Source organism: Dyadobacter sp. CECT 9275 (genome assembly GCF_907164905.1).
Taxonomy (GTDB): Bacteria; Bacteroidota; Bacteroidia; order Cytophagales; family Spirosomataceae; genus Dyadobacter; species Dyadobacter helix.
On sequence record NZ_CAJRAF010000001.1, the window covers coordinates 1,381,646 to 1,396,807 of the forward strand.

Annotated in this window: 13 protein-coding genes; 11 read left to right on the plus strand and 2 right to left on the minus strand. The window is 45.6% G+C overall.

Going from position 1 to position 15,162, the window contains the following annotated elements; all coding sequences use genetic code 11:
• The first annotated feature begins 25 nt into the window (after positions 1–25).
• On the plus strand, positions 26–649 hold the full coding sequence (locus KOE27_RS05680) for a hypothetical protein (protein WP_215237855.1): 624 nt from the start codon (positions 26–28) through the stop codon (positions 647–649).
• A 51-nt stretch (positions 650–700) separates the two neighbouring features.
• Here the strand turns inward: KOE27_RS05680 and KOE27_RS05685 are convergent, their stop codons facing one another.
• Positions 701–1,177: an Lrp/AsnC family transcriptional regulator gene (locus tag KOE27_RS05685; RefSeq protein ID WP_215238392.1), complete on the minus strand. Its 477-nt coding sequence runs from the start codon at positions 1,175–1,177 to the stop codon at positions 701–703.
• Positions 1,178–1,380: 203 nt separating this feature from the next.
• Here KOE27_RS05685 and metH point away from each other — a divergent pair, with 203 nt between their 5' ends.
• The 10 genes from metH to KOE27_RS05735 all read left to right on the plus strand — a co-directional run bounded on the left by metH (position 1,381) and on the right by KOE27_RS05735 (position 14,462).
• Positions 1,381–5,205, plus strand: a complete 3,825-nt coding sequence (metH, locus tag KOE27_RS05690) for a methionine synthase (RefSeq protein WP_215237856.1) — start codon at positions 1,381–1,383, stop codon at positions 5,203–5,205.
• A gap of 198 nt (positions 5,206–5,403) precedes the next feature.
• Complete coding sequence (locus KOE27_RS05695; RefSeq protein ID WP_215237857.1) at positions 5,404–5,895, plus strand: hypothetical protein; 492 nt, start codon at positions 5,404–5,406, stop codon at positions 5,893–5,895.
• Between the two features lie 139 nt (positions 5,896–6,034).
• Entirely contained in the window at positions 6,035–6,667 is a 633-nt protein-coding gene (locus tag KOE27_RS05700) for a TetR/AcrR family transcriptional regulator (protein WP_215237858.1), read from the plus strand.
• Positions 6,668–6,754: 87 nt separating this feature from the next.
• Positions 6,755–8,020 carry a TolC family protein gene (locus KOE27_RS05705; protein WP_215237859.1) on the plus strand — a complete coding sequence of 422 codons (1,266 nt, stop codon included), beginning with the start codon at positions 6,755–6,757 and terminating at the stop codon, positions 8,018–8,020.
• Between the two features lie 61 nt (positions 8,021–8,081).
• On the plus strand, positions 8,082–9,050 hold the full coding sequence (locus KOE27_RS05710; RefSeq protein WP_215237860.1) for an HlyD family secretion protein: 969 nt from the start codon (positions 8,082–8,084) through the stop codon (positions 9,048–9,050).
• Between the two features lie 18 nt (positions 9,051–9,068).
• Positions 9,069–10,010, plus strand: a complete 942-nt coding sequence (locus tag KOE27_RS05715; protein WP_229252656.1) for an ABC transporter ATP-binding protein — start codon at positions 9,069–9,071, stop codon at positions 10,008–10,010.
• A 10-nt stretch (positions 10,011–10,020) separates the two neighbouring features.
• Complete coding sequence (locus KOE27_RS05720) at positions 10,021–10,767, plus strand: ABC transporter ATP-binding protein (RefSeq protein WP_215237861.1); 747 nt, start codon at positions 10,021–10,023, stop codon at positions 10,765–10,767.
• Between the two features lie 12 nt (positions 10,768–10,779).
• A complete protein-coding gene (locus KOE27_RS05725) occupies positions 10,780–11,907 on the plus strand; it encodes an ABC transporter permease (RefSeq protein ID WP_215237862.1) in 1,128 nt (375 codons plus the stop codon).
• Between the two features lie 52 nt (positions 11,908–11,959).
• Entirely contained in the window at positions 11,960–13,081 is a 1,122-nt protein-coding gene (locus KOE27_RS05730) for an ABC transporter permease (protein ID WP_215237863.1), read from the plus strand.
• Positions 13,082–13,223: 142 nt separating this feature from the next.
• Positions 13,224–14,462, plus strand: coding sequence for a NupC/NupG family nucleoside CNT transporter (locus KOE27_RS05735; RefSeq protein ID WP_215237864.1), 1,239 nt, complete (start codon positions 13,224–13,226; stop codon positions 14,460–14,462).
• Positions 14,463–14,504: 42 nt separating this feature from the next.
• Here KOE27_RS05735 and KOE27_RS05740 read toward each other — a convergent pair whose 3' ends face one another.
• Complete coding sequence (locus KOE27_RS05740) at positions 14,505–15,155, minus strand: response regulator transcription factor (RefSeq protein ID WP_215237865.1); 651 nt, start codon at positions 15,153–15,155, stop codon at positions 14,505–14,507.
• Between the last annotated feature and the right edge of the window lie 7 nt (positions 15,156–15,162).

The window sequence follows — 15,162 nt, forward strand, 5'->3', positions numbered from 1 at the left end:
ACACATCACACAAAACAAACTGACAATGAAAAAATTATTAATACTGGCATTTGTGACAATCGGTGGACTTGGGTTTACAGGTTGTCAGAAGGATGAAACCGCGGTTGACCTGTCCACGGAAACGGCAGCGGATTTGACAAGTGTAGAAAATGCGGCTGCAAGGTATGCACTGCTGGCAGATTCGGTAACAACACAAAAATGCAAAGGTAAGCTTACCGAAGTCGCGACGAGCGAGCTTGCGGCTTCAATCACATCGTATATCACCGCCAGTTATGCAGGTGCTGAAATTAAATTTGCGGCGAAAGATGAGGCGGGAAGGGTAGTGGTGGCCATTGTACTGGCCGACGGAACAGCAAAAGGGCTGCTGTTTAATGCAGACGGTACTTTTAAAGAGGAGTTAAAAGACCATGGGCGTAAAGCAAAGCTGACCGAAGTGGAAGTAAGTTCTTTACCTGCAAGCATTACGGATTATGTAGCTGCGAATTATGCCGGTGCTGAGATAAAAAAGGCCGGAACCAACACAGACGGTGAATATTTTGTTGGCATCCTGGCAGATGGCACCATGAAAGTGCTGCTCTTCAATGCAGACGGTACTTTTAATAAGGAATTGGAAAAACCGGCAAAAGGCCACGGTAAGAAAAGAAAATAAATTTTGTTAGGGGTGAGTTGGAATACGGAGCAGGATTTTCCAGCTCCGTATTTATTTTTTTTCGACCCTGGTTTCAAGATGTGTGGAGTTCTTGATCTCACCCATAACAAATAAGCTGTGCGTACTTCCGATATTGTCCAGAGAGCCGAGTTTTTGCATCAAAAATTGCTGATACTGAGACATATCTTCCACCACCACTTTAAGCAGAAAATCGTAATCACCGGAAATATTAAAGCACTCCATCACTTCCGGCATGGCGCTTACCGCCTTCACAAATTTCTCCCCCATTACCTTCGAGTGCTCTTTGAGGGCAATGTTACAGAACGCCATCAGTTTTTTTCCGACTTTCTCGCGGTCTACCAGCGCAACGTAACCCTTGATAATGCCTTCTTTTTCAAGGCGCCGGACACGTTCATAAACCGGTGTATAGGATAAATTGAGCTTTTCTGATAACTCACGTGTTTTCAGAGTGGCATCCTGTTGCAGGAAATGTAAAATCTTGGCATCGGTTTCATCAAGGCTATGCATAGATAGAATATCTTTATTCACTTTAAAAGCTACAATATTATAGACAATAAGTTTAGCAAGTATGTATATGTCAGACTTATAGTCTGTTTTTTTTAATTTTTTTGAACAAAACATCTATTAAGGATAAATTTGCAAGCTTCTGTAAGCCTATTCCGGAGATGCAGAAGAATTGTTAACACCAGACTGTTAGAAAGGAATAAGAAATGACAATAACACAGCAATACGATATCCGTGAGATTTTGAAGAGCCGTATTCTGGTTCTGGATGGTGCCATGGGTACTATGATACAGCGATATAAACTGGAAGACCATGATTATCGCGGAGAACGTTTTAAGGACTGGGCACATGATGTTAAAGGTAATAATGACCTGCTTTCCCTCACGCGGCCTGACATCATAAAGGAAATCCACGCCGCTTATTTTGAAGCTGGTGCGGATATTGCTGAAACCAATACCTTTTCAGGAACTTCCATTGCCATGGCCGATTATGGTATGGAGGAACTGGTGTACGAGCTCAATTATGAGTCGGCCCGGCTGGCAAGGGAAGTGGCAGACGAGTTCACCGGGAAAAACCCGGATAAACCCAGGTTTGTAGCAGGGTCCATAGGCCCCACTAACCGGACCGCTTCCCTTTCGCCGGATGTGAATAATCCCGGCTATCGGGCCATCAGTTTTGATCAGCTGGTTGAAGCTTATTATGAACAGATCAAGGGGCTTACCGACGGAGGCTGCGATGTGCTTCTGGTTGAAACCATTTTTGATACCCTCAACGCCAAAGCTGCACTTTTTGCAATTGACAAATTCTTTAGTGATGCGGCCGATGGTTTGGTTGAGCGTCTTCCGGCCTGGCGGAATCAGCCGGGGAAGGCGTTACCGATCATGATATCCGGAACCATTACAGATGCTTCCGGACGGACACTTTCCGGGCAGACAACGGAGGCTTTTCTGACTTCAGTTTCTCATCTACCGTTATTGTCCGTGGGCTTGAACTGTGCTCTGGGGGCTGACCTGATGCGCCCCTATGTGCAGATACTGGCATCACATTCGCCTTTCTTCACATCTGCGCATCCCAATGCCGGGTTACCCAATGAAATGGGGGAGTATGACGAGTCGCCCGAACAGATGGGGGAGGTGATCGACGGATTTTTAAGAGATAACCTGATCAATATTATAGGTGGATGCTGCGGCACTACACCGGACCATATCAGAGTGATCGCAGACCTGGCCGGGAAATATAATCCGAGGCCGATACCTCAGACGGAGCCGATCCTGAAACTCTCCGGCCTGGAACCGATGGATATTACCCGGGCTACCAATTATGTCAATATCGGGGAACGTTGTAATGTATCCGGCTCCAAAATGTTTGCACGGTTGATCCGTTCCGGTGATTATGATGCAGCGCTGTCCGTAGCGCGCGACCAGGTTGAAAATGGTGCGCAGGTTATTGACGTGAACGTGGATGAAGGCATGATTGATGGCGTGGTGGCTATGAAAACCTTTCTGAATCTGATTGCAGCCGAGCCCGACATTTCACGTGTTCCGCTCATGATAGATTCTTCAAAATGGGAAGTAATTGAAGCAGGCCTGAAATGTGTGCAGGGAAAGGCAATCGTGAACTCGATTTCACTGAAAGAAGGCGAAGAAAAGTTTAAAGAATCGGCAAGAAATGTACTTCGTTACGGAGCCGCTGCCGTTGTAATGGCTTTTGACGAAATAGGACAGGCTGATAACCTGGAACGCAGAATTGAAATATGCTCACGGGCTTACCGGATACTGGTGGAGGAGGTGGGTTTCCCTGCACAGGATATCATTTTTGACCCTAACATCCTGACCGTTGCAACAGGTATGGAAGAGCATAATAATTATGCTGTAGATTTCATTGAGGCAACCCGCTGGATCAAAGAAAACCTTCCGCATGCAAAAGTATCGGGTGGAGTATCCAACGTTTCTTTCAGTTTCCGGGGTAACGAACCCGTACGTGAAGCCATCCATACCGCATTTTTATACCACGCCGTACGGGCCGGAATGGACATGGGAATTGTGAATGCAGGACAATTGGGTATTTATGACGAAATTCCGAAAGAGACCCTGGAACTGGTGGAGGATGTGTTGCTCAACCGTCGCCCCGATGCCACCGACCGGCTCATCGCCTTTGCTGAAACCATCAAGGATAAAGGAAAAGTAGCAACGGGCCCCGACCTCACCTGGCGTACCCTGCCGGTGAGAGAGCGGATCAGCCATGCCCTTGTAAAGGGTAATGCAGATTATATTGAAGAAGACGTTGCCGAATGCCTGCCCATGTTTTCCCGGCCGCTGGAGGTGATCGAAGGGCCTCTGATGGATGGTATGAGTATCGTAGGAGATTTGTTTGGTGACGGAAAAATGTTTTTGCCGCAGGTAGTGAAGTCGGCCCGTGTGATGAAAAAGGCAGTGGCTTATCTCCAGCCTTTTATTGAAGCGGAAAAACAGGAGGGGTCTTCATCAGCAGGTAAAATTTTGCTGGCTACAGTGAAAGGAGACGTGCATGATATTGGCAAAAATATTGTGGGAGTGGTTTTGGGCTGTAATAATTATGAAATCATAGACCTTGGCGTGATGGTACCAACAGATAAGATCCTGGCCGCCGCCCTTGAGCATGATGTGGATATCATTGGCCTTTCAGGCCTGATCACCCCTTCTCTGGATGAAATGGTGGGCGTTGCGAAGGAAATGGAACGCAGGAAAATGACCATGCCACTACTGATCGGCGGTGCGACTACATCGAGGATTCACACAGCTGTAAAAATAGATCCCAATTATTCCGGTGCTGTCATTCATGTACTGGATGCCTCCAGGTCTGTACCTGTGGCCGGGAAGCTTATCCAGAGTGATGCGAGCCAGGCTCAGGTGCTGGCGGACATCAAAACTGAATATGCCAAGCTGAGAGAAGACCATGCCAAAAAGGGAGGAGAAAAAGCATATCACGGTATTGAAAAGGCCAGGTTGAATAAAGCCAAAATAGACTGGAATAATTTCAGTCCTGTGAAACCACAATTTTTGGGCACCAGGATATATGATGATTACGATTTGAGCGATATTGCCAGATATATCGACTGGACGCCATTTTTCCAGACCTGGCAGCTGCATGGTAAATACCCTAAGATTTTCGAAGATAAAGTAGTGGGCGAGGAAGCTTCACGACTATTCGAAGATGCAGCAGTTCTCTTGGGGGAAATTATTCGGGACAAAACACTGAAAGCTAAAGCGGTGATCGGTTTTTGGCCAGCCAATGCCATTGAAGATGATATTCTCCTGCATCATTTTGAAGAAGAAACCCGTGAGGTACCTTGCGAGCGCCATGGCTCACACCAGCATATTGAATACAAGATCAGCAGAGCGGAAGCAGAAAATATAAATGCCGGTGAACTTCTGGCTGATAACCTGGTGGTACTTCATCACCTGCGTCAACAGAGCCAAAAAGCACAGAACCTGCCCAATTACTGCTTGTCGGACTTTGTGGCACCCCTAGAAAGCGGTCATACCGATTACATCGGGGGGTTTGCAGTGACCGCAGGGATTGGCATTGAGGCACTTCTTGAAAAATACGAGAAAGATCATGACGATTATAACAACATCATGGTAAAGGCTCTGGCCGATCGGCTTGTGGAGGCACTGGCAGAGTTGATGCATGAGAGGGTACGTAAGGAACTTTGGGGATACGACCGGAACGAATCGCTGAGTAACGAAGAGCTCATCAAAGAAAGTTACCGGGGGATCCGTCCGGCTCCGGGCTATCCTGCCTGTCCGGACCATACTGAAAAAAGGATGCTTTTTGACCTGCTCGGTGCGGAAGAGCTGGGTATTACGCTGACCGAGAGTTTCGCGATGTATCCTGCGAGTAGTGTCAGCGGATGGTATTTTTCTCATCCGGAAAGCCGTTACTTCCCCGTGGGCAAAGTGTACAAGGATCAGGTTTCGGATTATGCGAAACGAAAAAATATGCCGCTGGAAGAAATTGAAAAGTGGCTTTCCCCTGTCCTGGGATACTAATCCAGGGATATCAAAAGTGACCAAAGGAGAACAAATTTTACTGTTCTCCTTTTTTTATTGCTTTCTGGTCAATAGCACCGTTACTAATACGTAGTTATACGTATATAAATAAACAGGTATTTATACGCTATTTTTTCTTGATTTATCCTGAAATATTTGCATTGTTATTAATTAGCCTCTTGAAAGATGAAAATCTCAATGAAAACTGAAAGAAATGTCTCAATCTTTATTCTGATCGTGCTGCTGGCGTGTTCCTTTAAGGTGAGGGTAAAAAGTGGTGATGGTGTGCGGCCTGCCATCCTGAATGTGGTGGCGGCTGAAGAAAAGCCTGTGGGGCAGCAGGATGAAGTACAGTTGAAACCTGTGGTGAACGTTCAGCCGGCAGTCCGTAAGGATAACGTGCTGACCACTGAAACGGGATCACTCGTTTATGAAGAAATAAAAAAATACGTGGATAACCGTTACGGCGTCTTCAGAGAAGCCAGGTACGTTCCCAATAGTATTTCTGTGCGCAGGTATGACAACGGTCAGGTTGCTGTTAAAAATTCAATGATAGAGATTAGTTACGATACCCCCCAGGGCAGGATACAGAAGCAGGTCAGGAAGATAGATGTATTTGTGAAACAGGGCGGAAGCTGGGTGAAATCGTACCGGGATGGAACCAGCGTAATGCAGATCGCTAGACTTTAAGGAAGGTGTAAGGTTTATAAGGCATATCTTCAAAACGTATGCCTTATTTTTTGAAAGGTATATTAATCATTTGATTAAATAATTTGATTAATTAATTTCTGTACTTTAAGTTTGTGGTACGGAATGTGAAACGGATATTATGAAGAAAGAGGAAAAGGCAAAAATTGACCAATCAACGGAAGAAAAAATAAAGGCTGCTGCATATAAACTGTTTACACAAAAAGGGTACGCAGCAACCAAAACGAGGGATATTGCAGAAGAAGCTGGTATAAATCTGGCCCTATTAAATTACTATTTCAGAAGCAAAGAGAAGCTCTTTGAGCTCATCATGGCGGATAACATGAAGCAATTCATGTTCAGTGTAGTGAGTATCACCAATGACGATAATACCACTTATCAGGAAAAGATAGCGCTGATTGCAGAAACCTACATTGATATGCTGATCGCACAGCCCGACATGCCGATTTTTGTATTGAGCGAAATCCGCAATGACCCGAGTGGTCTGATCAAAAAAATGAATTTTGATGACATTATCCTGAGATCACTCTTTATACGGCAACTCAAAAGCGCTGTTGAGGGTAATGAAATTACCCCTGTGGATCCGCTTCATATTATCATGAATATCTTGGGAATGGCCGTATTCCCGTTCATAGGGAGCCCGGTGCTGAAAAAAATAGGGGGAATGAGTGATGAAAGTTTTAATGCCATGATGCGGGAGCGTAAGAAACTCATCCCGCTCTGGCTTCATGAAATGCTGAGGAAGAAGGGTTAAAGGAAGTGCGTGACTTAGAATTTTAAGTCATATTTTTTAAGCAAAGATTAATCAAATGATTAAATAAAGTGATTAAACAAGCAGCGCATGAAAAGTACATTACTGGCTATTTTGTTCATAGCCTTTGCAACGAAATCGTTCCCGCAAACGGCAGGTATCACGATTGAAGCCTGTTATGACTTGGCAGCAGAACATTACCCGATGGTGAAACAGAAGGATCTGATCGCGAAGGCGGCATCTTACTCCATTGAGAATGCGCAAAAGGGGTACTTGCCCCAGCTGAGCCTGCTCGGGCAGGCAACGTACCAGTCTGAGGTGACCAGCGTTCCTATTAAGGTCCCGGGGATTGATATTCCAAAACTACCGAAGGATCAGTACAAGATTTATGCCGAAGCCTCACAGACCTTGTATGATGGAGGAGTAATCAGGAAACAGAAAGAACTGGCAACCGCAAACGCTGAGTTTGAAAAAGCGAATGTAACAACAGAGTTATACAAGCTGCGTGAAAGAATTAATCAGTTGTATTTTGGTATATTGCTGATTGATAAGCAATTGATTCAGATACAGTTAAGGAAAGATGATATAGAGGCTGGGCTGGCTCGTACAAACGGTGCAATCGCAAACGGAACGGCATTCAAAAGCAACGCGGATGTTTTCAGGGCAGAACTTCTAATGGCCGATCAGGCGGCAACAGAGCAGGCCGCACTGCGTAAATCATATCTGGACATGCTCGGGTTGTTCATTGGTAAAGCCCTGGATAGTACTGCAACACTTATTGAACCGGCCGCTACAACTACACTGAGCACATTGGTAATCCGGCCGGAAATGGATGCTTTTGAGCTTCGCAAAAAAACCTATGCGGTTCAGGAACAAATGATTTTTGCAAGAAACCGGCCGAAGTTCAGTCTTTTTGCCCAGGCTGGTTATGGGCGGCCGGGATTGAATATGCTTAATAGTGAATTTGCATTTTACGGTTTGGGAGGTATCCGGTTTAGCTGGCCGGTATCAGGGCTTTACACGCTGAAGGGAGAAAGGCAGCTGATCAGGAATAACCAGGCGATGGTGGATGTTCAAAGGGAAACATTTCTTTTTAATACCAGTTTTGCTGTGAGCCAGGAAAATTCGGAACAGCATAAACTGACCGAACTGATGAAGACCGATGATGAAATTATCCGGTTGCGGGCCAATATCAAAAATACCGGCAGGGCACAACTTGAAAATGGCGTGAAGCTGCCCGCAGATTATATCCGCGATGTCAACGCGGAAAGTCAGGCAAGGCAAAACCTGATGTTCCACCAGATTCAGTTGCTTTATTCACAATATAGAATGAAAACTACCCTGGGGCAACGTTGACCCGGTTTATAGCGGGCAATGATTTGATTAATTAAGATTTCAGCTGTTAATACTAATTCGTATGAAAAATAAATATTTAAAGCATTCAGGAAAATGCGCCGGAACATGGCTGGTCGCTCTAATTCTTGGGACCGGGCTGGTTTCGTGTAACGAAAAGGAAAGTACCTATGACGCTTCGGGGGTATTTGAGGCGGAGGAGACAATCATCTCCGCGGAGGCAACCGGGGTGATAACCTGGCTGGAACTTGAAGAGGGACAGATGCTACCGGCAGGGAAGGAGGTAGGTGTAATTGATACTACCCAATTGTACCTGAGGAAGAAACAATTGCAGGCACAGTACAATGCAATTGGCGGTAAGACCCCGCAGATTGCAAAGCAGACAGCTGCTTATAAAAAACAGATGGCGCTTACCGAAAGCCAGATCAATACACTTTTAATTGAAAAAAAGAGAATTGAAAACTTGCTGAAAGTGGATGCAGCCACACCCAAGCAGCTGGATGATATCAACGGGCAGCTGGACGTGCTCACCAAACAGCTGGAAGTGATCCGGAATCAGGATATAGCGCAGACTTCGGTGTTATCAACCCAGACCAAAAGTATTTTGAGCGAGGGGTTACCTTTGCAGGTACAGATAGAACAGGTGGAAGATCAGCTTGAGAAGTGCCATATCATTAATCCGGTAACCGGTACTGTTCTTTCCAAATATCTGGAAGCCAATGAAATGGCTGTTCCCGGCAAGCCAATTTATAAAATTGCTGATTTGTCGACGCTCATTCTCAGAGCGTATATTGCCGGTAATCAGTTGCCGCAGGTGAGGCTGAACCAGAAAGTGAAGGTATTAACAGATTCGGGAAAGGGTGAATATCAGACCCGGGAAGGTATCGTTACCTGGATCAGCAGCAAAGCCGAATTTACTCCCAAAACCATTCAGACCAAAGATGAGCGAGCCAATATGGTATACGCGGTGAAGGTACTGGTTAAAAATGATGGGTACCTGAAAATCGGGATGTACGGGGAAATTAAGTTCTGAAACCGATAGGAATACAAAATGGAATCAGCAGGTCAGTCGGATATGGGGGTTACTTGTGAATCATTAACCAAAACCTATCACAAGGGAACATTACTGGCGGTTGACCAGGTTTCTCTCAGTATAAAAAAGGGAGAACTGTTCGGGCTGATCGGGCCCGACGGAGCCGGTAAAACAACTCTCTTCAGGATGCTTACCACGCTGCTGCTGCCGGATTCCGGAACGGCCACAGTGGATGGAATGGATATCGTTGCTGACTTCAGGGCGATCAGGAATGCGGTAGGATATATGCCGGGAAAGTTCTCCTTGTACCAGGATCTGACGGTGGAGGAAAATCTTAATTTTTTTGCTACGCTTTTCAACACTACGGTAAGCGCCAATTTCGACTTGATCAAAGACATTTACGTCCAGATTGAGCCGTTTAAAACCCGCCGGGCAGGGAAGTTGTCTGGTGGGATGAAGCAAAAACTGGCGCTATGCTGCGCGCTGATACATAAACCAACGGTATTGTTTCTGGATGAGCCCACTACTGGTGTAGACGTAGTATCTCGAAAGGAATTTTGGGAAATGCTCAAAAAACTCAGAGTACAGGGTATCACCATACTGGTTTCAACACCCTATATGGATGAAGCTACGCTTTGCGACAGAATCGCGCTCATGCAGCAGGGACGGATTATGGAGATTAACACACCGCAGGAAATTATTGATGCTTTTCCCAGGAAGCTTTATGCGGTGAAAGCCGATGATATCTATCAGTTGCTGAAGGATGCCAGGCTGTATCCGGATACGCAGAGCTGCTTTGCATTCGGGGAGTATCTTCATCTCACTTTCACGGAACAAGGAACGGAAGAACGATTTCTTGACTTTGTTGCAAAAAAAGGACACGAGAGTATCATTTTCCGGGCGGTGGAGCCTACCATTGAAGATTGCTTTATGGAACTGATGAGTAAAATGAACTCGTAATCATCCGATCATGAATAGTAATATATCGATCAAAGCACACAAGCTTACCAAACAGTTTGGCGATTTTGTGGCTACAAACGAGATCACTTTTGAGGTTTATTCCGGGGAGATTTTTGGGTTTTTGGGGGCAAACGGGGCAGGAAAAACCACTGCCATGCGAATGTTGTGCGGCTTGTCCAGGCCGTCCTCCGGAACAGCTTCAGTGGCAGGATTTGATATATACCGGCAACCGGAAGAGATCAAGAAAAATATCGGGTACATGAGCCAGAAATTTTCGCTTTATGAAGACCTCACTGTTCTTGAAAATATCAGGTTTTTCGGAGGTATATATGGTCTGCGTAATATTGAAATCAAGCATAAGGGAGAAAAACTGATTGCCGAGCTGGGGCTGGAAAGTGAAACGAAAAAGCTGGTCGGCTCGCTTCCGCTGGGCTGGAAACAAAAGTTGTCGTTTTCGGTGGCAGTACTCCATGATCCGCAAATAGTTTTTCTGGATGAGCCCACAGGTGGGGTTGATCCGGTTACGCGCCGTCAGTTCTGGGATCTCATCTACGCCGCCGCAGACCGCGGAGTAACCATTTTTGTAACCACACATTATATGGACGAGGCCGAATACTGCAACAGAATTTCTATCATGGTTGATGGTAAAATTGAAGCCCTGGATTCTCCGGTAAATCTGAAAAACAAGTATGGCGTACAATCCATGGATGAGGTGTTTTATCAACTGGCGAGAGGCGCGAAACGCGGCGATCATTAAACGAAGAAACCGATGACAACAAGGAAGGGACTTCTTGTTCAAATGAATGCTTTTATCGTAAAAGAGTTTTATCATGTTTTCCGTGATAAAAAATCTTTGCTGCTTCTTTTCGGTTTGCCAATTGTACAGATCGTGCTGTTCGGTTTTGCGCTAACCAACGAAATTAAAAATTCTAAAATAGCAATTCTCGATTATTCCAGGGATGAAGCGTCTATACAGATCATCGGGCGTATCACTGCCAGCAGGTATTTCGAGTTGGAAAAATCGTTGTCACATCCCCACCAGCTTGAAGCGTCATTCAAGGAAGGCAAGATCAAAATGGCAATGGTTATTCCGGCCAATTTTAATAAAGAGCTGTTGCACCTTCACAAGGCTGCCATACAGATTATTGCGGATGGCTCAGACCCCAATACGGCCAATACCCTGACCAACTACCTGACCAATATTATTCAGGAATACCAGGTGGAAATATCCGGTGGGGCGGTACCTGGCTATCGTATACAGCCGGAAATCAGGATGTTATATAACCCGCAGCTTAAGGGTGCGCCCAATTTTGTTCCTGGGGTAATGTCGCTGGTACTGTTGCTAATCTGCGTAATGATGACGTCCATTTCAATCGTAAGAGAGAAGGAGCTGGGAACCATGGAAATACTATTGGTTTCCCCCTTTCAGCCGATATTGGTTATCTTATCCAAAGCGGTACCCTATTTGCTGCTGTCGCTGATCAACCTGATCGTCATTCTGCTGTTGAGTGTATTTGCGCTGGAATTGCCCATCAATGGCAGTGTGCTCTTATTATTTGCAGTGAGCACCCTGTACATTGTTACCTCGCTTTCACTGGGGTTGCTCATATCCACTGTAACTGCTTCGCAGCAAGCAGCTATGCTGATTTCACTTATGGGGATGATGTTGCCTACTATGCTTTTTACAGGCTTTATGTTCCCGATTGAAAATATGCCCTGGCCGCTTCAGATGATATCCAGGATCGTTCCGTCCAGGTACTATTACGTGATCGTAAAAGCGATTATGATCAAAGGCTTAGGGTTGGCTTACATCTGGAAAGAGACTTTGATCCTATTCGGAATGACGGTTTTCCTGCTGTCTGTCAGTCTGAGAAAGTTCAGGATCAGGCTCGAATAGAAGAGAATAATCAGTACACCGGAGTTCCGCAAAAGGCCATTAATGACTTAAAATGAGAACCATATTATTTTTATTAGAAAAGGAATTCAGGCAGGTGTTTCGCAACAAGGCCATGTTACCCATGCTTTTTGCAATGCCTTTGATACAGCTTTTGCTCTTGCCCCTGGCAGCAGACTATGAAGTGAAAAATATCAATATTGCCGTAGCAGACCACGATCATTCCACCTATTCACAGAAACTGGTATCCAAGGTCATTGCTTCGGGTTATTTCAGGCTGGTGGGTTTCACCGGATCTTTTCAGGAGGCAGCGCAGCTGGTGGAGACGGATGCCGCTGATATTATTCTGGAAATTCCGGCCGGCTTTGAGCGCAACCTGGTACGGGAAAATGCCCAGAAGCTTTTTATTGCCGTGAATGCCATCAATGGTACCAAGGCAAATGTGGGCGGGGCATATCTGACCAGGATCATAGCCGATTTTAATAGTGATGTAAATGTTGAATGGCTTAATCCACAGCGGTTTAATCCTCAGCCGGTGATAGAGGTCACATCTTCCAACTGGTTCAATCCTCACATGAACTACAATTTCTTTATGGTGCCGGGTATCCTCGCGATCCTGGTTACGATGATTGGCGGCTATATGGCGGCTCTCAATATTGTCAAGGAAAAGGAAATTGGTACCATTGAACAAATCAACGTTACGCCCATCAGGAAACACCATTTTATATTGGGGAAACTCATTCCATTCTGGGTAATGGGGATGTTTATCTTTTCCTTCGGTCTGTTTGTAATTGCAAGGATGGTTTATCATATCATTCCGGAGGGCAGCATACTGTTACTTTATACTTTTCTGGCCTTGTATCTTTTTGCCATTCTGGGGTTCGGATTATTGGTTTCTACCTACTGTGATACCCAGCAGCAGGCTATGTCGGTAGCATTTTTCTTTGTCATGATTTTCTTGCTGATGAGCGGCTTGTTTACTTCCATTGACAGCATGCCTGCATGGGCCAAGGTAATTGCTTATCTAAATCCGGTAACGTATTTTATCGATGTCATGCGGAGTGTGGTACTAAAAGGGAGCGGTTTCGCCGAGCTCAAATTTCATTTTCTCAAAATCATAGCTTTTGCAATAGTCCTTAATTCCTGGGCCGTTCTCAATTACCGGAAATCTTCCTGAGCGGAAGGAATTAATCCTTGGTTAATTATCACAAATCCGGTAAGCCATACTGATATTCAGGTTATTTTCAGGGTGGTGGATGTAACAACTGATTTGTTTGTTATTTTGCAACCTTGTAAAAATGGCGTCAACTGGATTATACATGGAAAGATTTACCGGCCTCCTCGGAATTGGTCTTATTTTAGGAATAGCATTTGCGATGTCGACCAATCGCAAAGCGATTAACTACCGTACTGTGGGTGTGGGGCTGGGGCTTCAGTTCGGTCTGGCTGTTTTTATCCTTCGGACCGATATCGGGCAGGCTTTCTTTCAATGGCTTGGGGCAAAGGTGCAGAAACTCCTTTCATTTTCTGACAAAGGCGCAGATTTTGTGTTCGGTACCCTGGTGCGTCCTGAGCTGATGCAGAAAGCTTTTGGCCCGGGAAACGACTTCGTGTTTTTCTTTAAGGTTATTCCAACCATCATTTTTGTAGCGGTACTGGTGAATATGTTATATCACCTGGGGATTATGCAGCGGGTTGTTTCTACCATTGCCAGAGGCGTATACTGGCTCATGGGAGTAAGTGGGGCAGAGGCGGTATCCAATGTTGCCAGTACTTTTGTTGGCCAGGTGGAGGCTCAGATCATGATCAAGCCCTATTTGAAAAATATGACGAATTCGGAGCTAATGGCTTCCATGACAGGTAGTTTTGCCTGTATTGCTGGAGGGGTAATGGCGGTGTATATCTCTTTGGGCGTACCCGCGCCGTATCTGATTGCAGCCAGCCTGATGGCGGCCCCCGGTGCGCTGGTTATTTCCAAAATCATGTTTCCTGAAACCGAGCAGTCAAATACAAAAGGTGCCGTGAAACTTGAAATCCAGAAAACGCATGCCAATTTGCTGGATGCCATTGCAGCCGGGGCAGGGGAGGGACTTAAGGTAGGGTTTAATGTGGTAGCCATGCTGATCGGATTTATTGCACTGGTGGCCTTGCTGGATTATTTGCTGGGGCTGATTGGCGGCGTTTTTTCTTTTCCCGGACTGAGCTTTAATTATATCTTGGGTAAGGTATTTTCAATTTTTGCCTGGGCAATGGGTGTTCCTTCCAAAGATATTCAGACGGCAGGCTCTTTAATGGGTACCAAAATGGTGATCAACGAGTTTGTGGCTTATCTTGACCTTGTTAAGCTCAAGGATACCCTTGATCAAAAAACGCTTGTTATCACCAGTTTTGCCCTATGCGGCTTTGCAAATTTCAGTTCCATAGCCATCCAGGTGGGTGGGATAGGAGAGTTGGCTCCTACCCGCAGGGCTGACCTTGCGCGGCTGGGCTTTAAAGCGCTTATTGCAGGTACGCTGGCTTCCTATATGTCGGCAACACTGGCAGGGCTGCTTTTGTGAAATGTGCCGTTCCTGGGGAGCAAATGGCTGTGCGTTGGCAAATCAGGATACTTCAACCAGTTTCAGGCGGATGGCTTCCAATACCATCCCGACCCTGCTTTTAACTTCCATTTTCTGAAAAACAGATTCTCTGTAACCATCAACTGTCCTGGGACTTACACACATTTTGTCAGCAATCTCCATATAGGTAAGGTCACTGCACGATAGCTGAATGAAGTTCTTTTCCCGCTCGTTCAATCCTAGCAAGTCAAGCGGATTCTGAAGATTTTCCGGATTGAGGCTCTTGATCAGCTGGCTCGTAATGTATTCAGTATAATAAAAACCCTTTTGAGCAATAGAGTCCAGGGCCAGCTTCAGTTCGTGCGGTTTACAACCCTTTAAAAGATACCCGCCCGCCCCGTTCCGGAGCATTTTCACAATCGACTCCTCTTTGTCGTTCATAGAAAGTGCCAGGATTTTAATACCCGGATAATTGTTTTTGAGCCATTGAGCCACTTCGTATCCATCCATATCAGGCATGTTGATATCCAGTAAAATGATATCCGGAATCATGTTCACCCGCAGGCGCTGAATGAGTTCCCGGCCACCAGATACTTCGTAGATAACGTCATAGTTTTCAAATTTCTGGACCAGGCCTGAGAGGGCTTTTGCCATGAGTTCATGGTCATCGACAATCGCAATGGTAGTTTTCATAACTTTT